Here is a 17,902-nt window from a genome sequence, read left to right on the forward strand (position 1 = left end):
CTCCTCCTCCCTGATGTCACCGCACCCTATACCGGCGTCATAGCCGGACCCTGATACACCATGCCTCCTCCTCCCTGATGGTATGGTGTTGTACAGAACGGCGGTGCCCTCCTCCTCCCTGGCACCGCCGTTTTTTTGTGCCTGATTGCCTGCTCGGCAGCGCCTCCCATTGATAACAGGACGCAAAAAAGGCGCCGGCAAACTGCCGACGCCCGAGCTGGTGCCCGCCTGCCGATGGCGGGGATCTATCGGTGGTGGATCAGACCCGCAGTCGGCGCGGTCAGAACGGCACGTCCTCTGCTGCGGTGACGAAACGGGCGACAACCTTTTTCGTGCCGGCCTTCTCGAATGCGACTTCCAGCTTGTCTCCCTCGATCGCGGTGATCGCGCCATAGCCGAATTTCTGGTGGAACACCCGTTCACCGGCAGTGAAGGCGGAGGTGGCGGTGAGGTCGATGACGCTGGACTTGCTTTCCTTGGGCTGGGACAGACCACGCTCTCCGGCGCGGGACTGCATGCGTTTCCAGCCCGGCGAGTTGTACCCATCGGCAGAAGCCATGCGATCCTCAATCGTGGAGCGCACGCCCCCGAAACCGCCCGGGGCCGCCGCACCGTAGCCGCCGCCGTAGAGACCGGGCGGGGTCAGCACCTCGACATGTTCTTCGGGCAGCTCATCAATGAAACGGGAGGGCAGCTGCGATTGCCACTGACCAAAGACACGGCGGTTGCCGGCAAAGGAGATCGTGCAGATGTCCTCCGCCCGTGTGATGCCGACATAGGCCAGACGGCGTTCCTCTTCGAGGCCCTTCAGGCCGCTTTCGTCCATGGATCGCTGCGAGGGGAACAGGCCATCCTCCCACCCCGGCAGGAAGACGGCAGGAAATTCCAGCCCCTTGGCGGCGTGCAGCGTCATGATCGACACCTTTTGGGCGGCGTCCTGTTTGTCATTGTCCATGATCAGGCTGACATGTTCGAGGAAGCCTTGCAGGTTTTCAAACGCCTCCAGTGCCTTGACCAATTCCTTGAGGTTTTCCAGACGGCCCGGCGAATCCGGGTTTTTGTCGGTCTGCCACATGGTGGTATAGCCGCTTTCATCCAGAATGATCTCGGCCAGTTCCATATGGGTGGTGTCTGCATCTCCGGCGAGCCGTCCCCACCGCGTAAGATCGGTGACCAGCTGGTGCAGGGCTTTGCCGCCCTTACCCTTGATCTGGCCGCTCTCCACCGCAAGCCGCGCGCCTTCGACCAATGAGACGCCATTGCTGCGCGCCATGGTCTGGATGGTCTGCTGCGCCTTGTCGCCAAGACCACGTTTGGGGGTATTGACGATCCGCTCAAACGCCAGATCGTCCTCCGGGCTGACCACCAGCCGGAAATAGGCCATGGCATCGCGAATTTCGAGCCGCTCGTAGAAGCGCGGCCCGCCGATGACCCGGTACGGCAGACCAATGGTCAGAAAGCGGTCTTCAAAGGCGCGCATCTGATGTGAGGCCCGCACCAGAATCGCCATATTGTTGAGGTCGATGGGGGCAAGGCCACGGGTGCCGCGCTGCATCGCCTCAATCTCTTCGCCGATCCAGCGGGCCTCCTCCTCGCCGTCCCAATGACCGATCAGTCGCACCTTCTCGCCACCGCGTGCCTCGGTCCAGAGTTCCTTGCCCAGACGTCCGCTGTTGCCCCGGATCACCCCGGAGGCGGCGCTGAGAATATGTTCGGTCGAGCGGTAGTTCTGTTCCAGCCGGACCACATTGGCGCCGGGAAAATCCTTTTCAAACCGCAGGATATTGCCCACCTCGGCCCCGCGCCAACCATAGATCGACTGATCGTCATCGCCAACGCAGCAGATGTTCTTATGCGCGCCCGCGAGAAGCCGCAGCCAGAGATACTGGGCCACGTTGGTATCCTGATATTCGTCCACCATGATAAAGCGGAACCAGCGCTGATATTGATCCAGCACATCCGGGTTGTCCTGAAAGATGGTGACCATATGCAGCAGAAGATCGCCGAAATCGACCGCATTCAGATCCTTCAGCCGTACCTGATACTGCGCATAGAGGTCCACGCCACGGTGATTATAGGCGCTGGCATCCGCGACCGGCACCCGGGAAGGCGTCAGCGCGCGGTTTTTCCAATCGTCGATCACCCCCGCCAGCATCCGCGCAGGCCAGCGTTTGTCATCTATGCCTTCGGCCTTGATCAGCTGTTTCAGCAGCCGGATCTGATCGTCGGTGTCCAGAATGGTGAAATTGGATTTCAGCCCGACCAGTTCGGCGTGACGGCGCAGCAGTTTCACGCAGATCGAGTGGAAGGTGCCAAGCCAGGGCATCCCCTCAACCGCCTGCCCCAGCATTCCGGCGACGCGCTCCTTCATCTCGCGCGCGGCCTTGTTGGTGAAGGTCACGGCAAGGATCTCGTTTGGTTTGGCCGTGCCGGTGGTCAGCAGATGGACAATCCGCGCAGTCAGCGCCTTGGTCTTGCCGGTGCCGGCCCCTGCCAGCATCAGCACGGGCCCTTCCAGACATTCTACGGCGGCGCGCTGTGCGGGGTTCAGCCCGTCAAGATAGGGCATCGGCCGCGCCGCCATGGCCCGTGCGGACAGCGAAATCCCCTCATAGGGGTCGATATCGTCAAAACTGCTCATGGGCAGGACATTAACGTGATTCAATCCCGGCGGAAAGAGGGCGTTCACAGTCTGTTCCGCAGGCATCCGCAACAGATCAACCGGGCAAATCCCGAAAATCTTCAGTAGTTTAAACCCCGACACCCCGGAATTTAGGTTAACGATTAACACAATTGAAAACTCAACCGACCAGCATGGACCAGCGGCCATAGCGCCGTGAGGGCACTCTCAATCGGACGGCAGACGGCACCATGAAACCTGATCTCAAAACCAGCGTCGCGGAGAAAATCCGCAGCATGTCACTCCTTTTCGTGCTGGTTGTGGCCGCGGCCGCCTCGGTCTGGGCCGTTTTTGCGGTGCCAACCCCCATCGTCGATCACATGCTGGAAGCCGACATCCGCAAACAGGCGGAACTCTGGCAGCGGCGGATCGTCCTGCATATGGCAAACCCGGAGGAGTCGTTCGAGGAGGGCATCATCCAGCCGCATGACGCCCATATGCTGGCGCTGTTCACCGAGGAAACCGATGTCTACCGCTATCGCCTGCTGACCAGCTCGGGCGAAATTTTCTGGTCCTCGCGCAGCGATGAAATCGGCGAGTTTGAGGCAAATGTCTTTTTCACCACCAAGGTCGCCAAAGGTGAGGTCTACTATATGCACGATGCCTTGCCCGCCTATGACGTCGACGGGCTGACCCTGGCAACCGGCAACTACAACAGCGAGGTCACGCGGGAGATCGCACAGGTATACATGCCCCTTATTCATAACGGGCATTTCGACGGTGCGATTGATTTCTATACCGATATCACCGAGCTGCGGAATATCTTCATCAACCGGGTGCGGCTGTCGCTGATCGTGCTGACATCCATAGCGCTGCTGGCAATGACAATTGCTGTTTATGTCGTGTTCAAATCGAACCGATTCCGCATGAATCAGCTGCGCCAGCGCAACGAGACCGAGCGCGAGATCCTGGACGAACAGCTGCGGCTGGCCCGTGAAGTGCAGCTGCTGGGCGAGCTGAACGAATGGCTGCAATCCAGCCGTTCGCTCGACGAGCTGTTCGACATGGTGGCCCGTTTCATGACCCATATCCTGCCGACGGCTGAGGGCAGCGTCTATGTCTACTCCAACTCGCGCGATGTGCTCGACGGCTGTGCCAGCTGGAATGGCGGCAGTCACAAGGACCATATCCACCCGGAAGAATGCTGGGGTCTGCGTCGCGGCCGCAGCTATGAATTCGGCTCCTCCGAGATTGATTTTGTCTGCGAACATGCCGAGCCGCATGACGGCCGCGCCTATTACTGTTTCCCGATTCTGGCCCATGGCGAGACCGTCGGCCTGATGCATCTGCGCGCGCTGAGCGACGCCACCGAAGAGTTCCGCAGCAGCAAGAAACTGGCCCAGATGTGCGCCGAACAGATCTCCATGGCGATCGCCAATGTGCGGATGCGCGACCAGCTGCATGATCAGTCGGTGCGTGATCCGCTGACCGGTCTGTTCAACCGCCGCCACATGACGGAGACCCTGCGCAAGAGCATCTCCAGCAGCCAGAAGAGCGGCACACCGCTGAGCCTGATTGCGGTGGATGTGGATCACTTCAAGAAGTTCAATGACAATCACGGCCATGATGCCGGTGACATGGTCCTGCGGGCGGTCGGTTCGGTGCTGGAACAGGCCTGTGACGGCGATGAAGTGGCCTGCCGTCCGGGCGGAGAGGAATTCACGCTGATCCTTCCCGGGGTCAGCCAGCAGGATGTGATGACCAAGGCCGAGCTGCTGCGCCAGGCCGTGGAGGCGATTGTCGTCCGCTACGGCGAGAAGGCGCTGCCGGGGATTTCGATCTCGCTTGGCGTGGCCCATTACCCGCGCCACGGCACGATGCCACAGGACCTGCTGCGCGCCTCCGACGAGGCGCTCTACGATGCAAAAGCGAAAGGCCGCAACCAGGTCTGTGTCGCCTCCGCCGCAGAGCAGGCGCCACGCAACCCTGCCGCGCAGACAGGTCCCTCAAAGCCGTCGGATTCGGGCAGCTCGATCGCTGCGGAGTAGGCCGGAGACCCCTGCCCCCGCAGCAGAAACCGGGCCGACGGGCATTGACCAAAGCCCCGTCACAGCGACCAAACGATGCACCCGGCGCCAGCGCCCCAGTTGCGGCGGCTGGATTGACGGCGTGACCGGGCAACTGGGCGCTTGGGCAGACCACCTTCGACACGGGCTTCGCGCTCGCTGCGCGATCCTTCGGATCGGTCATTGACCAGCCAGCAGGATGACACGCCCCGACGTCGGCCGTTGGCCAAACGACCAGCGCGCGATTGCCCCCTTTTGCAATTGGCGGACACATCGCGCGCCCGATGGCCCTGGCTCTGGGTATGGCGCGGCACTACGACCCGGCGTGATCCCCGCAGGGCCGCGACAAGACACCGATCAGAAGGCTCGCAAGCAATAGAGGCCCGCACAATGCACCGGGGTGGTAACGGATGGCAGCGACCCGCGAGAAAGGCACCAAAAGGGCGCGCAGCAGGTGGCACATACCGACGACAACAGCGCCGGAGCTGGAACGGGTGCGGTCCAAATAGTTACAAAAATGTTTCAATGCTGCACTCCACACTAGACTTTTGCTGCAAGGCAGCGACAAATGCGCAGCATGGATCTGCACCAGCGTTACCCCGCTCTCAGTGACCTTCGCCAGCGCGCCCGGCGGCGCCTGCCCCGTTTCGTTTGGGAGTATCTGGACAGCGGCACCGGGCGGGAGGCGACCACCGCCCGCAACCGCAAAGCGCTGGATTGTATCGGCTTTGCCCCGTCGATTCTGCATGGGCCGCAACAGCCCACGCTCAGCTCCGAGTTTCTGGGCGTGTCGCGCCCGCTGCCGTTTGGCATTGCGCCAGTTGGCATGTCGGGGCTGATCTGGCCCGACGCGGAACGCCAGCTGGCCCGCTGCGCCGCGGCGCAGGGCCTGCCCTACTGCCTGTCGACCGTTGCAAGCCAGTCCCCCGAAGATCTGGCCGATGACCTCGGGGCGGCGCCGTGGTTCCAGCTTTACCCGCCGAAGGATCCCGCCATCCGCCGCGATATGCTGCAGCGCGCCAAATCCGCAGGCTTTGCCGGTCTGGTGCTGACAGTTGATGTGCCCGTGGCCTCGCGCCGGGAACGGCAGACGCGCTCCGGGTTGACGCAGCCCCCCCGGCTGACGCCCCGGTTGATGGCACAGGTGGCGATGCGACCGGCCTGGGCCCTGGGCATGGCGCGCCGGGGGATGCCGCATATGCGGACGCTGGATAAATATGTGACCAGCCAGAGCGGCAGCCTGTCGTCGACGGCCCATGTCGGCTATCTGCTGCGCACCTCGCCCGATTGGGATTATGTGAAATGGCTGCGCGACCATTGGGAGGGGCCTCTGATCATCAAGGGGGTGATGCGCGCCGAGGATGCCGCACCGCTGGAGGCGCTTGGCGTCGATGCGCTGTGGGTATCGAACCATGCCGGGCGCCAGTTCGATGCGGCCCGCGCCACCATCGAGGCCTTGCCGGATATCCGTGCGGCCACTACCCTGCCGCTGATTTTCGACAGCGGTATCGAAGGTGGTCTGGATATCCTGCGCGCGCTGGCGCTGGGGGCGGACTATGTCATGTTAGGCCGCGCGTTCCACTTTGCCCTGGCAGCGCTTGGCCCGCAGGGGCCGGACCATCTGATCGATCTTTTGCGCCTGGATCTGCTGGCAAACATGGGCCAGCTGGGGGCGGAGGACCTGACGATGCTGCCGCTACCACTCCCACTTCAGCCGATTGCGCCGCCATTTGCGACATTTAGGACCGATGCGGACCTAAAATCTCCGCCGTAATCGTATTTTTTGCCGGATTCTGGCCTCAGGTCAGCGCTATCACGCTGTCCATACCCAGAACTACGTCTATACCGGACCCTAATTTGCGCTTATCACTCCGCCAAACTGCACGACCCCGAGGAAGCCATGACTGACTTCAAGAAAATCCTGATCGCCAACCGCGGCGAAATCGCCATCCGCGTCATGCGGGCAGCCAATGAGATGGGCAAGAAGACGGTTGCCGTCTATGCCGAAGAGGACAAGCTGGGCCTGCACCGGTTCAAGGCGGATGAAGCCTATCGGATCGGCGAAGGTCTGGGACCGGTGGCCGCCTATCTGTCGATTGACGAGATCATCCGCGTGGCCAAGGAAAGTGGCGCCGATGCGATCCACCCCGGCTACGGCCTGCTGTCGGAGAACCCGGATTTCGTGGATGCCTGCGCCCGCAACGGCATCACCTTTATCGGTCCGAAGGCGGAAACCATGCGCGCGCTTGGCGACAAGGCCAGTGCCCGCCGCGTCGCAATCGAGGCCGGCGTGCCGGTGATCCCCGCCACCGAAGTGCTGGGCGATGACATGGATGCGATCCGCGCCGAAGCGGCTGAGGTCGGCTATCCCTTGATGCTGAAAGCCTCCTGGGGCGGCGGCGGTCGCGGTATGCGCCCGATCCACAGCGAATCCGAACTTGAGGAAAAGGTGCTGGAAGGCCGCCGCGAAGCGGAAGCGGCCTTTGGCAATGGCGAGGGCTATCTGGAAAAGATGATCACCCGCGCCCGCCACGTCGAGGTACAGATCCTGGGCGACAAACATGGGCAAATCTACCACCTTTATGAGCGGGACTGCTCGGTGCAGCGCCGCAACCAGAAAGTGGTCGAGCGTGCGCCCGCCCCCTATCTGACCGAGGAACAGCGCGCCGAAATTTGCGATCTGGGCCGCAAGATCTGCCAGCATGTGAACTATGAATGCGCAGGCACCGTCGAATTCCTGATGGATATGAACGACGGCAAATTCTACTTCATCGAGGTGAACCCGCGGGTGCAGGTGGAGCATACGGTGACCGAGGAAGTCACCGGCATCGACATCGTGCAGGCGCAGATCCTGATCGCCGAAGGCAAGACCATTGCCGAGGCCACTGGCAAGGCATCGCAGGACGAGATCCAGCTCAATGGTCATGCGCTACAGACCCGGGTGACTACCGAGGATCCGCTCAACAACTTCATCCCGGATTACGGTCGAATCACCGCCTATCGCTCGGCAACGGGCATGGGCATTCGTCTGGATGGCGGCACTGCCTATGCGGGCGGCGTGATCACCCGTTACTATGATTCGCTGCTGACCAAGGTGACGGCCAAGGCCCCCACCCCGGAAAAGGCGATTGCCCGCATGGACCGCGCGCTGCGTGAATTCCGGGTGCGCGGTGTCAGCACCAATATCGCCTTTGTCGAGAACCTGCTGAAACACCCGACCTTCCTGTCGAATGAATACACCACCAAATTCATCGACGAGACGCCGGAGCTGTTCCAATTCGCCAAGCGCCGCGACCGCGGCACCAAGGTGCTGACCTATATCGCTGATATCTCGGTGAACGGGCATCCCGAAACCGAAGGTCGCCCGGCGCCTCATCCCGATCTGAAAGAGCCGCGCGCGCCAAAGGCCGATGCCGCGACGCAGCCCTATGGCACCCGCAACCTGCTGGAGCAAAAGGGCGCGCAGGCGGTGGCCGACTGGATGAAGGCGCAGCGTCAGCTGCTGCTGACTGATACCACGATGCGCGACGGCCACCAGTCGCTGCTGGCCACCCGGATGCGCAGCCATGACATGATCAAGGTGGCCCCGGCCTATGCCCAGAACCTGAGCCAGCTGTTCTCGGTCGAGTGCTGGGGCGGTGCGACATTCGACGTGGCCTATCGCTTCCTTCAGGAATGTCCCTGGCAGCGCCTGCGCGACCTGCGCGAGCGGATGCCAAACCTGATGACCCAGATGCTGCTGCGCGCCTCCAATGGTGTCGGCTATACCAACTATCCCGACAATGTGGTGCAGAGCTTTGTGAAACAGGCGGCCACCGGCGTTGATGTGTTCCGCGTCTTTGACAGCCTGAACTGGGTCGAGAACATGCGCGTCGCCATGGATGCGGTCGTTGAAAGCGGCAAGATCTGCGAAGGCACCATCTGCTATACCGGCGATATCCTGGATCCGAAGCGCGCCAAATACGACCTGAAGTATTATGTCGGCATGGCCAAGGAGCTGGAAGCGGCAGGCGCGCATATTCTGGGTCTGAAGGACATGGCGGGCCTGCTGAAGCCAGCCGCTGCCCGCCAGCTGGTCAAGGCGCTGAAAGAAGAGGTCGGCCTGCCGGTCCATTTCCACACCCATGACACCTCGGGTGTGGCTGGTGCCACCATCCTGGCGGCAGCGGATGCCGGCGTCGATGCGGTGGACGCGGCTATGGACGCCTTCAGTGGCGGCACCTCGCAGCCCTGCCTCGGCTCCATCGTCGAAGCGCTGCGCAACACCGACCGCGACACCGGGCTGGACATCGCCAAGATCCGCGAAATCTCGGACTATTGGGAACAGGTGCGGATGCAATATGCCGCCTTTGAATCCGGGTTGCAGGCGCCCGCCTCGGAGGTCTATCTGCACGAGATGCCCGGCGGCCAGTTCACCAACCTGAAGGCACAGGCGCGCAGCCTGGGGCTGGAGGATCGCTGGCATGAGGTCGCCCAGACCTATGCCGATGTGAACCAGATGTTCGGCGATATCGTGAAGGTGACGCCCTCGTCCAAAGTGGTTGGCGACATGGCACTGATGATGGTCAGCCAGGGTCTGAGCCGTGACGACGTCGAGGATCCGAAGAGTGATGTGGCCTTCCCGGACTCGGTTGTCGACATGATGCGCGGCAACCTCGGCCAGCCTCCGGGTGGCTTCCCTGAGGGGATCGTCTCCAAGGTGCTGAAAGGCGACGCGCCCAATCTGGATCGCCCCGGCGCCCATCTGGACCCGGTCGATCTGGAAGCGACCCGTGCGGAGCTGTCGCGGGAGCTGGAAGGCAAGGCCGTCGATGACGAGGATCTGAACGGCTACCTGATGTATCCCAAGGTGTTCCTCGACTACATGGGCCGCCATCGCCAATATGGTCCGGTCCGCAGCCTGCCCACCCGCACCTTCTTTTACGGGATGGAACCGGGCGAGGAGATCACCGCAGAAATCGACCCCGGCAAGACGCTGGAAATCCGCCTGCAGGCCATCGGCGATACCGATGACAAGGGCGAGGTGAAAGTCTTTTTCGAACTCAACGGCCAGCCCCGCGTCATCCGCGTGCCGAACCGTCTGGTCAAGGCGACGACGCAGGCCCGGCCCAAGGCCGAGCAGGGCAATGCAAACCATGTCGGCGCGCCGATGCCCGGTGTCGTGGCCACCGTTGCTGTGCAGGTTGGCCAGCCGGTGCATGAGGGCGACCTGCTGCTGACCATCGAGGCGATGAAGATGGAAACCGGCATTCATGCCGAGCGCGATGCGGTGGTGAAGGCCCTGCATGTGCAGGCAGGCGGGCAGATCGACGCCAAGGATCTGCTGATCGAGCTGGAGTGATCACAGCCCGCGCCTGTCACCGATGACAGGCACTGCGACTATCATATGAAGGCGTCCCCGCATTCCGGGGGCGCCTTTTTCTGTCGGATGGCGCGGTCTGCCAGATGCGCGGTGGTCAGATCAGCGCCTGTGTCTCGATCTGTGGTGGCATCAACACCGGGGCCTCGGCGGTATGAAGACCCCCAGCCTGCCCATCCGTGGTGAGTTTGGCGCCGATCGCCAGACCAATGGCGACGGTCAGGCCAAGGATGCGCAATGTGTCCAGCCTGTCGTCCAAGGATTTACCCATCCGGTCGCGCAGCGGTTTGCTAAGCAGTGTCATCTCGGGGCTCCCTTTCGGTTTCGCAGATATCTCCGCGGGTTGGCCCGGCTCGTTGGCTCGCAAACCTCAGGTCGTCTTGGCCAGGCTCATGTCATCATCATAAGGGTAAAACGCCGCACGTGGCGGCTTCCGTCGCTCAAAACACCGTGACGGTCATTTTTTGCCGACGGCTTTGCGTTTTTCCCTTGCAGCCCTGCCTGTGAATGACTAAATCCGCTTCACCGAATGGCAGCGCGGGCGTAGCTCAGGGGTAGAGCATAACCTTGCCAAGGTTAGGGTCGGGCGTTCGAATCGCCTCGCCCGCTCCATTTGGATACATGAAAAGGCCACCGCTTGCAGACGCAACGGTGGCCTTTCGCGTTTGTGAAATACGACATAGCCTCTGGCTTGCGCGGAATCACTTCAGCGCCTAAGAACAGAGCGCGAACAGCTGCAACGGCAGCATGAGAACAGGTGATACGGCAGCATGCTCACATCGGTAGAACTCTGCGCTGGTGCAGGCGGCCAGGCACTGGGGCTTGAGAAAGCCGGCTTTGACCACACCGCGCTGGTCGAAATCGACAAACATTGCTGCGCCACTCTGCGCCACAACCGGCCCCAGTGGAATGTGCTGGAAGAGGATGTGCGCGCCTTCAAGGCGGATGCCGACGCCTATCGCGGCATTGACCTGCTGGCCGGCGGGCTGCCCTGCCCACCATTTTCGGTGGCCGGCAAACAGCTGGGCGAGAAGGACGAGCGCAACCTCTTTGACGATGCCATCGAAATCGTCGCCGCCACCCGCCCCCGCGCGGTGATGATCGAGAATGTGCGCGGCTTTCTGGATGCAGTATTCCATGACTACCGCGAGAAGCTGAAGAAACAGCTGGCCAAACTGGGCTATGAGACCGACTGGCGCCTGCTGAATGCTTCCGACTTCGGCGTGCCGCAGCTGCGCCCGCGGGTGGCCATCGTCGCCCTGCGCAAGGAATTCTCCGGCCAGTTCAACTGGCCCGAGCCGCTGCCGCATAATCCCCGCACCGTGGGCGAGACCCTGCTTGACCTGATGAAGGAACGCGGCTGGCGCGGGGCCGAGGAGTGGGCCGCCAGGGCCGATGAGATTGCGCCAACGATTGTGGGCGGCTCCAAGAAACATGGCGGGCCGGACCTCGGCCCCACCCGGGCGCGGCGCGCCTGGGCCGCCTTGGGCGTCGAGGGGCGCACCATCGCCTATGAGGCGCCGGATCCCTTTCACAACGACATGCCGCGCCTCACCGTGCGGATGGTGGCGCGCATTCAGGGCTTCCCCGACAGCTGGCATTTCACCGGGGCCAAGACCAACGCCTATCGCCAGGTCGGCAATGCCTTTCCGCCGCCGGTGGCCGAAGCCGTGGCCCGGCAGATCCGTCAGGCCATCGCACGCCCCAGCCTGAAGGTGGTGACCAGCCCTGCCACCGGGCGTTGATCGGACCGTCGTGATGGCGCTGCGCGATGTGGGGCCACATCCTGCCCTGTCACCTTTCCCAAAATACTCAAGCCACGGCTGCAACCGGGAACAGGCTCTGCGATGAAACAGAAACTGCCGCCCAGCCGGATCCATCCCGGCCATGCTGATCACCTGCTGCTCAGCGCGCTGGCACAGGATATCACCAGCCGCGCAGGCGGCGCGATGGAGCTGGCGGCCGGCTTTCCGCTGATGCTGCGCACGTGCATCGACGATGTGATCCTGACCGCCAAGACCGGGCGGCGCGCCTATGAGGATCTGGAAAAAACCGAGAAGACCTATATCGGCACCCGCGTCGAGATTGAGCTGCGGGCGCTGCTGCGCCTGCCAAAGGGGCGGCTGGATACCGTGATCCTCGGCCATGATGTGGATATCAAACACACCATGGGCAGCAATTGGATGATCCCGACCGAAGCCGTCGACCAGCCCTGTATCCTGGTGGCGGCGGATGAGCCGCGGGCGCGCTGTTACCTCGGGCTGATCGTCGCGCGGCAGGCCTATCTGACCGCCGGTCAGAACAAGGACGCCAAACGCTCGATCTCGGCCGAGGGGTTTGGCAATATTCTCTGGCTGCTCTGCGATCAGCCCTATCCGGCCAATTTCTGGCGCCTGCTGCCGGAGCAGGTGGTGGCGCGTATCTTTGCCGGGGAGAGCGGCAATGCCCGGATGGCGACGCTGTTCCGAGAGGTGCAGCGTCAGCCGATTCCCCGTGACGTCGTCGAGGCGGTGGCCGCGCAGAAGGATTTCATGCGACGGATCCGTTCGGATGGCGGCCATGGCACGCGGGACCTGCTGGGGCGGGAGGGCATCGTTATCCTCGAGGGGCGCAAGGATGCGCAGCTGATCCGCGCGCTTGACCTGCCCCATTGCGGCGGCTCGGAGTTCATATCGGCGCAGCTCTCCAACCTGACGCAGGCGCGGCTGGCCGCCAGCGCTGGTCACACGATCCGCGAAGATTTTTTCGATCCGAGGTGAAAACCCGCTGTTTTTCGGTTGCAGCCCTGCGCGCAATTGCCTATTCACCGCCTCACCGGATGGCAGCGCGGGCGTAGCTCAGGGGTAGAGCATAACCTTGCCAAGGTTAGGGTCGGGCGTTCGAATCGCCTCGCCCGCTCCATCGGGATCACAAAGGCCGCTCTTTTGAGCGGCTTTTTGTTTTTCTACCAAAAACACAGGGTTACCCGGCCATCTAAGGTGTCTTTACGGCGATGACGATTGCGGCGATCTGGATCTGCGCACAGGGCTGACGTGCAGGGCTGACGTGCGGGTGGGCGTCCGATTAATTTCTTCACGCAGCTGTCATTTTTCCTCTTGCAGGTGCTGCGGCAATTTCCTAAACACCGCCTCACCAAATGGCAGCGCGGGCGTAGCTCAGGGGTAGAGCATAACCTTGCCAAGGTTAGGGTCGGGCGTTCGAATCGCCTCGCCCGCTCCATTTGGACTGCAAAGGCCGCTCTTTCCGAGCGGCCTTTTGCGTTTCCGCACCCGGATCAGCGCCACGATGCGCTTGCGCGAACATTTGATCAAATTCCTTTGACGCGACTCTCAAAACCCGCCAATGCTGTGCCAAAGGGGCCAGAGCCCCATCGCCTATGCGCCGCAGGTCTGGCGCTTCAGCTCAGGAGGACAACAGCCCATGGCCCCGGTCATCTATCCCACCACCAATTTCACCGCCACCGAACAGCTCTGCCTTGAGCGCGGCGAGGGCATCTATGTGTTCGACAGCGAGGGCAACAAATATATCGAAGGGCTGGCCGGGCTCTGGTGTACATCGCTGGGCTACAGCAATACCGAAGTGATGGATGCGATCACCGAGCAGCTGCATAAGCTGCCATTTTCGCACACCTTTGGCGGCAAGACCCATCAGCCGATCCAGGATCTGGCGAAGAAGCTGGCCGCGATGGTGCCGGTGGAGAACGCCTATATCTTCTTTGGCAACTCAGGCTCCGACGCCAATGACACCCATTACAAGATGCTGCGCTATTACTTCAACGCAATCGGCAAGCCGGAGAAGCGCAAGATCATCACCCGCGAGCGCGGCTATCACGGGGTCACGGTTGCAGCCGGCTCGCTGACCTCCCTGCCCGCGAATCTTGCGCATTTTGATGCCCCGCTGGAGGCGCTGTCGATCCTGCGCGCCGACTCGCCGCATTATTACACCGCCCGCAAGGGCAATGAGACCGAGGCGCAGTTTGTCGAGCGCATCCTTCAGAACCTCGAAGACCAGATCCTGGCGGAAGATCCCGACACGATTGCGGCGATGATCGTGGAGCCAATCACCGGCGCCTCTGGCGTGATCGTGCCGCCGGAGGGCTACTATGAGGGGCTACAGGCGCTGCTGCGCAAATATGGCATTCTGGTCTGGGCCGATGAGGTGATCTGTGGCTTTGGGCGCACCGGCGCCGATTTCGGCTGCACCACCATGGGCATCAAGCCGGATCTGATGACCTTTGCCAAGCAGTTGTCCTCGGCCTATTTCCCGATCTCGGCCTCGGTCATTCCGGGCTGGATGTATGAGGCGATGGTGGATCAGACCAATCAGGTCGGCGTGTTTGGGCATGGCTATACCTACTCCGGGCACCCGGTCGCCTGTGCCGCCGCGCTGAAGACGCTCGAAATCTACGAGCGCGACAATCTGTTCGACCACGCCGCCGAGGTTGGCAGCTACATGCAGGCGCAGCTGCGCGAGATCTTTACAGATCATCCGCTGGTGGGCGAAGTGCGCGGCAAGGGGCTGATCGCGGCGCTGGAACTGGTCTCGAACAAGACCACCGGCGCAAGCTTTGACAGGGGTCTTGCCGGGGCCACCGCGCAAAGGCTGTGTCAGCACAATGGTCTGATCCTGCGGGCCGTGGCCGGGAATGCGGTCGCGCTCTGCCCGCCGCTGATCATCACGAAGGATGAGGTGGACGACATGCTGGCACGCCTGAAAACCGCAATCGACGCCAGTTTCGAAGAGCTGAAGGCAGCCGGTCACCTGGCGCATTGAGGCCGCAGACGCCCCAGTGTGCAACGACGGACCGACTGGAGCAGCGCCCCGGCTGAGGCGCTGCTTTTTTATCGCCCCCAAGACCTCCGCCTCGCCAGACAACAGGCTGATAGCGACACCCGCGAGATCTGTGCGACATCCGATAATGTCACAATCTTGCGGTTTTTCCCCGTGAAAGGATCACAAATTACTGCGAGGTTTGTCTTATCCCAAGGGTGTTCCAAGCCTTGCATTTCAGCACCAGCGCATTTCGCGATCCCGCATGGCCCTGTGGTCGGATGGTTTCGGGGGGAACCTGATGGTCCGGGACCTGTGGGATACGGAGACCAATGGGTCCGGGGACCACTGTATCCGGTAGGTCGGGGGAACCGGGGCATGGGACGTGAGGCGGCACGGACCGCGTCACTCCCTGCCGCCGGACAGTCTGGCTGAAACTCTGCGTGAAGTTCTGCCTGACAGGCTGCGGGCCGCAGAGCTTCCTGTCTGAGCCTCTGAGCCGGATCCCAGGTCAGAACACCTTGAAGGTCATCGTTGTCAGCGAGCGTTCGATTCCCTCGATATCGAGCAGCTGATCGTTGATGTATTTGCCAACATCCTGATCGCTGGGAATGTAGAGTTTCATCAGGAGATCATAATCGCCACTGGTGGAATAAAGCTCGGAGTGGATTTCACGCAGGGCAATCTCTTCGGCCACTTTGTAGGTGGTGCCGGGTTTGCAGCGGATCTGGATAAAGACGCAGGTGGACATGATGGCCCTCAACTGTTTGGGAATGCGTGGTTTGCGCGCCAAGCTGGCATGCGGGCGCAGCAGAGGCAATCCCCGGCGACGGGCATGAGAGGCTGGCCGCAGACAATTGGCGCAACAGTTTTGGGCCAATTGACGCGGCAGGCTTGAGCGCGGCCCCGCCCTGCCCCTATAAGCAGCGGCAGGATATCAAGGACATGCCGACCATGCGTACCGCTCAGATCACCCGCAAGACCGCCGAAACCGAGATCAGTGTCGAGATCAACCTCGATGGCACTGGTGCCTATGACAATCAGACCGGCGTCGGTTTCTTTGATCACATGCTGGACCAGCTGTCGCGCCACTCGCTGATCGACATGACCATCCGCGCCAAGGGTGACTATCACATCGACGACCACCACACGGTGGAGGACACCGGCATTGCACTGGGTCAGGCGCTGGCTGCCGCACTTGGCGACAAGAAAGGCATCAACCGTTATGGCGAATGCCACCTGCCGATGGATGACGCCCAGGTGCGCTGTGCGCTGGATCTGTCGGCACGCCCCTTCCTGATCTGGAACGTTGAGCTGCCAACCCAGAAGATCGGCAGCTTTGATACCGAGCTGGTGCGCGAGTTCTTTCAAGCCTTGAGCACCCATGGCGGCATCACCCTGCACATCGACCAGCTGCACGGGTTCAACAGCCACCATATTGCCGAGGCCGCGTTCAAGGCGGTGGCGCGCGCGCTGCGCACCGCCGTTGAGACCGACCCGCGCAAGGCGGATGCGATCCCGTCCACCAAAGGCGCTCTGTAAATGCTGACCGCGATCATCGACTATGAATCGGGCAATCTCCACTCCGCCGAAAAAGCCTTTCAGCGCATGGCGTGGGAGGTGAATGGCGGCGAGGTGATCGTGACCTCTGACGCGGATGTGGTGGCGCGGGCCGATCGGCTGGTGCTGCCCGGCGACGGCGCCTTTCCGGCCTGCGCAGAAGAACTGCGCGGCCATCGCGGCATCTATGAGGCGATGGTGGAGGCGGTCGAGCAGAACGGCCGCCCCTTCCTCGGCATCTGCGTCGGTATGCAGCTGATGGCCACCACCGGTCATGAGTATCGCGAGACGCCCGGCCTTGGCTGGGTTGAGGGCGATGTGGTCAAGATCACCCCCAGCGACCACAGTCTGAAAGTGCCGCATATGGGCTGGAACAATCTGGTGATCGACCATGACCACGCGATTTTTGATGGTATTTCCTCAGGCGATCACTGCTATTTCGTGCATTCCTATCATTTCCGCGTCACCGATCCGGCGGAACGGCTGGCGCATGTGGACTATGGCGGCGATGTCACGGCCGTCATCGGGCGCGACACCATGGTGGGGATGCAGTTTCACCCGGAGAAAAGCCAGGATATCGGCCTGCGGATGATCGGGAATTTTCTGACCTGGCGACCGTGACGCAGCGGTTGACCCGCAGCATATGAAAAAGCCGCCTGCTGCACAGGCGGCTTTTGTTTTTGAGTATTTATGAAAAGATGACAGGCGGGGCGCGATCAGGCCGCTGCCCTGCGCAGCGAGAGCGGCGCCGCACCATAGGCCTTGCGAAAGGCACGGCTGAAGCCTTCGGGGCTGGCATAGGCATAGCGGCGGGCCACGGCCTCCACCCGGTCGCCGCGCGTGAGATCCTGATGCGCCAGAATCAACCGCCAGCGGCGCAGGTACCCCATCGGGGTTTCGCCGACAGCGGCCCCGAACAGCTCGGCAAAGCGGGACAGCGACAGGCCGGCGACCTCGGCCAGATCGGCATTGCTCCAAAGGCGGCCGGGGTGATCGTGCATCGCCACAATCGCCCGGCTGAGACGCGGGTCGGACAGCCCTGCCAGCAGCCCTGGCTCCGTAGCACCCTCGCGGATCTGATGCCGCAGCAGCCGCACCATCAGCACCTCCCCCAGCCGGTTGATCACCGATTGCGCCCCGCAGCGCTGCGCATCAGCCTCGTCCCGCATCAACCGCAGCAGATCCCGGGCCTCCGGCTTGTCGGCGATGTCATAATCCACCAGCCCGGGCAGTGCGGCGATGAGCGGATTGCGGCGCCCTGACCAATCCACCCGTGCCGCCCACATCACCCTGTCTGGCGGCTGCGCCGGGGCATCATCACAACTGCTGTAGAGCAGCCGCACCGGCTCCCCCGACGCATCCGCCAGAGCGATAAGATTGGCCTCTCCCGGTGCGGCAGCGCGAACGGAGAGCTGGAAACGCTCCATCAATGTGGTCAGGCGGTCCATGATATCGGTGTTTCCATCAGATTTTTCGGATTTATCTGATACTATGCTGCGTCATACTTCGAGACAAGCCCCCAGGGCT

Annotated in this window: 12 protein-coding genes and 3 tRNA genes; 11 read left to right on the top strand and 4 right to left on the bottom strand. The window is 62.1% G+C overall.

The features are described 5' to 3' along the window. Nucleotides 1-280: 280 nt before the first annotated feature. The gene (locus VWZ87_RS08965) at nucleotides 281-2,641 is read right to left on the bottom strand and encodes an ATP-dependent helicase (RefSeq protein WP_416536750.1); all 2,361 of its coding nucleotides are present in this window, start codon (nucleotides 2,639-2,641) and stop codon (nucleotides 281-283) included. Nucleotides 2,642-2,871: 230 nt separating this feature from the next. Between VWZ87_RS08965 and VWZ87_RS08970 the strand changes: the two genes are divergently transcribed. The 3 genes from VWZ87_RS08970 to VWZ87_RS08980 all read left to right on the top strand — a co-directional run bounded on the left by VWZ87_RS08970 (nucleotide 2,872) and on the right by VWZ87_RS08980 (nucleotide 10,027). Continuing rightward, nucleotides 2,872-4,668 (top strand): diguanylate cyclase, encoded by a 1,797-nt coding sequence (locus VWZ87_RS08970; protein WP_416536749.1) that lies wholly within the window; start codon nucleotides 2,872-2,874, stop codon nucleotides 4,666-4,668. Nucleotides 4,669-5,254: 586 nt separating this feature from the next. Further along, nucleotides 5,255-6,460, top strand: a complete 1,206-nt coding sequence (locus tag VWZ87_RS08975; RefSeq protein WP_416536748.1) for an alpha-hydroxy acid oxidase — start codon at nucleotides 5,255-5,257, stop codon at nucleotides 6,458-6,460. A 126-nt stretch (nucleotides 6,461-6,586) separates the two neighbouring features. Then, nucleotides 6,587-10,027, top strand: coding sequence for a pyruvate carboxylase (locus tag VWZ87_RS08980; RefSeq protein ID WP_416536747.1), 3,441 nt, complete (start codon nucleotides 6,587-6,589; stop codon nucleotides 10,025-10,027). A gap of 115 nt (nucleotides 10,028-10,142) precedes the next feature. Here the strand turns inward: VWZ87_RS08980 and VWZ87_RS08985 are convergent, their stop codons facing one another. After that, complete coding sequence (locus tag VWZ87_RS08985) at nucleotides 10,143-10,349, bottom strand: hypothetical protein (RefSeq protein WP_416536746.1); 207 nt, start codon at nucleotides 10,347-10,349, stop codon at nucleotides 10,143-10,145. 233 nt (nucleotides 10,350-10,582) lie between these two features. On the opposite strand from VWZ87_RS08985, the gene VWZ87_RS08990 reads away from it, so the two are divergent. The 6 genes from VWZ87_RS08990 (at nucleotide 10,583) to VWZ87_RS09015 (ending at nucleotide 14,818) form a co-directional block, all read left to right on the top strand. After that, a tRNA-Gly gene (locus VWZ87_RS08990) sits at nucleotides 10,583-10,657 on the top strand. 158 nt (nucleotides 10,658-10,815) lie between these two features. Continuing rightward, on the top strand, nucleotides 10,816-11,790 hold the full coding sequence (locus VWZ87_RS08995; RefSeq protein ID WP_340545025.1) for a DNA cytosine methyltransferase: 975 nt from the start codon (nucleotides 10,816-10,818) through the stop codon (nucleotides 11,788-11,790). A 102-nt stretch (nucleotides 11,791-11,892) separates the two neighbouring features. Continuing rightward, nucleotides 11,893-12,804, top strand: a complete 912-nt coding sequence (locus VWZ87_RS09000) for a NaeI family type II restriction endonuclease (RefSeq protein WP_416536745.1) — start codon at nucleotides 11,893-11,895, stop codon at nucleotides 12,802-12,804. 67 nt (nucleotides 12,805-12,871) lie between these two features. Next, nucleotides 12,872-12,946 (top strand) — tRNA-Gly (locus VWZ87_RS09005). A 243-nt stretch (nucleotides 12,947-13,189) separates the two neighbouring features. After that, a tRNA-Gly gene (locus tag VWZ87_RS09010) sits at nucleotides 13,190-13,264 on the top strand. A 201-nt stretch (nucleotides 13,265-13,465) separates the two neighbouring features. Beyond that, nucleotides 13,466-14,818, top strand: a complete 1,353-nt coding sequence (locus tag VWZ87_RS09015) for an aminotransferase (RefSeq protein WP_416536744.1) — start codon at nucleotides 13,466-13,468, stop codon at nucleotides 14,816-14,818. A gap of 508 nt (nucleotides 14,819-15,326) precedes the next feature. Here VWZ87_RS09015 and VWZ87_RS09020 read toward each other — a convergent pair. Then, nucleotides 15,327-15,566: an Lrp/AsnC family transcriptional regulator gene (locus VWZ87_RS09020; protein WP_340545022.1), complete on the bottom strand. Its 240-nt coding sequence runs from the start codon at nucleotides 15,564-15,566 to the stop codon at nucleotides 15,327-15,329. Nucleotides 15,567-15,769: 203 nt separating this feature from the next. Here VWZ87_RS09020 and hisB point away from each other — a divergent pair, with 203 nt between their 5' ends. After that, nucleotides 15,770-16,357: an imidazoleglycerol-phosphate dehydratase HisB gene (hisB, locus tag VWZ87_RS09025; RefSeq protein WP_416536743.1), complete on the top strand. Its 588-nt coding sequence runs from the start codon at nucleotides 15,770-15,772 to the stop codon at nucleotides 16,355-16,357. Further along, nucleotides 16,358-16,996 carry an imidazole glycerol phosphate synthase subunit HisH gene (hisH, locus tag VWZ87_RS09030; protein WP_416536742.1) on the top strand — a complete coding sequence of 213 codons (639 nt, stop codon included), beginning with the start codon at nucleotides 16,358-16,360 and terminating at the stop codon, nucleotides 16,994-16,996. A 95-nt stretch (nucleotides 16,997-17,091) separates the two neighbouring features. Here hisH and VWZ87_RS09035 read toward each other — a convergent pair whose 3' ends face one another. After that, nucleotides 17,092-17,823: an AraC family transcriptional regulator gene (locus VWZ87_RS09035; RefSeq protein ID WP_416536741.1), complete on the bottom strand. Its 732-nt coding sequence runs from the start codon at nucleotides 17,821-17,823 to the stop codon at nucleotides 17,092-17,094. Nucleotides 17,824-17,902 lie beyond the last annotated feature (79 nt).

The sequence above is a fragment of the Phaeobacter sp. JH20_37 genome (assembly GCF_048056015.1).
Taxonomy (GTDB): domain Bacteria; phylum Pseudomonadota; class Alphaproteobacteria; order Rhodobacterales; family Rhodobacteraceae; genus Phaeobacter; species Phaeobacter bryozoorum.

Bases quoted from the DNA above. Each gene is read 5' to 3' on its own strand.
- VWZ87_RS08965 (WP_416536750.1), bottom strand. From the start codon at position 2,641: ATGAGCAGTTTTGACGATATCGACCCCTATGAGGGGATTTCGCTGTCC.
- VWZ87_RS08970 (WP_416536749.1), top strand. From the start codon at position 2,872: ATGAAACCTGATCTCAAAACCAGCGTCGCGGAGAAAATCCGCAGCATG.
- VWZ87_RS08975 (WP_416536748.1), top strand. From the start codon at position 5,255: ATGCGCAGCATGGATCTGCACCAGCGTTACCCCGCTCTCAGTGACCTT.
- VWZ87_RS08980 (WP_416536747.1), top strand. From the start codon at position 6,587: ATGACTGACTTCAAGAAAATCCTGATCGCCAACCGCGGCGAAATCGCC.
- VWZ87_RS08985 (WP_416536746.1), bottom strand. From the start codon at position 10,349: ATGACACTGCTTAGCAAACCGCTGCGCGACCGGATGGGTAAATCCTTG.
- VWZ87_RS08995 (WP_340545025.1), top strand. From the start codon at position 10,816: ATGCTCACATCGGTAGAACTCTGCGCTGGTGCAGGCGGCCAGGCACTG.
- VWZ87_RS09000 (WP_416536745.1), top strand. From the start codon at position 11,893: ATGAAACAGAAACTGCCGCCCAGCCGGATCCATCCCGGCCATGCTGAT.
- VWZ87_RS09015 (WP_416536744.1), top strand. From the start codon at position 13,466: ATGGCCCCGGTCATCTATCCCACCACCAATTTCACCGCCACCGAACAG.
- VWZ87_RS09020 (WP_340545022.1), bottom strand. From the start codon at position 15,566: ATGTCCACCTGCGTCTTTATCCAGATCCGCTGCAAACCCGGCACCACC.
- hisB (WP_416536743.1), top strand. From the start codon at position 15,770: ATGCGTACCGCTCAGATCACCCGCAAGACCGCCGAAACCGAGATCAGT.
- hisH (WP_416536742.1), top strand. From the start codon at position 16,358: ATGCTGACCGCGATCATCGACTATGAATCGGGCAATCTCCACTCCGCC.
- VWZ87_RS09035 (WP_416536741.1), bottom strand. From the start codon at position 17,823: ATGGACCGCCTGACCACATTGATGGAGCGTTTCCAGCTCTCCGTTCGC.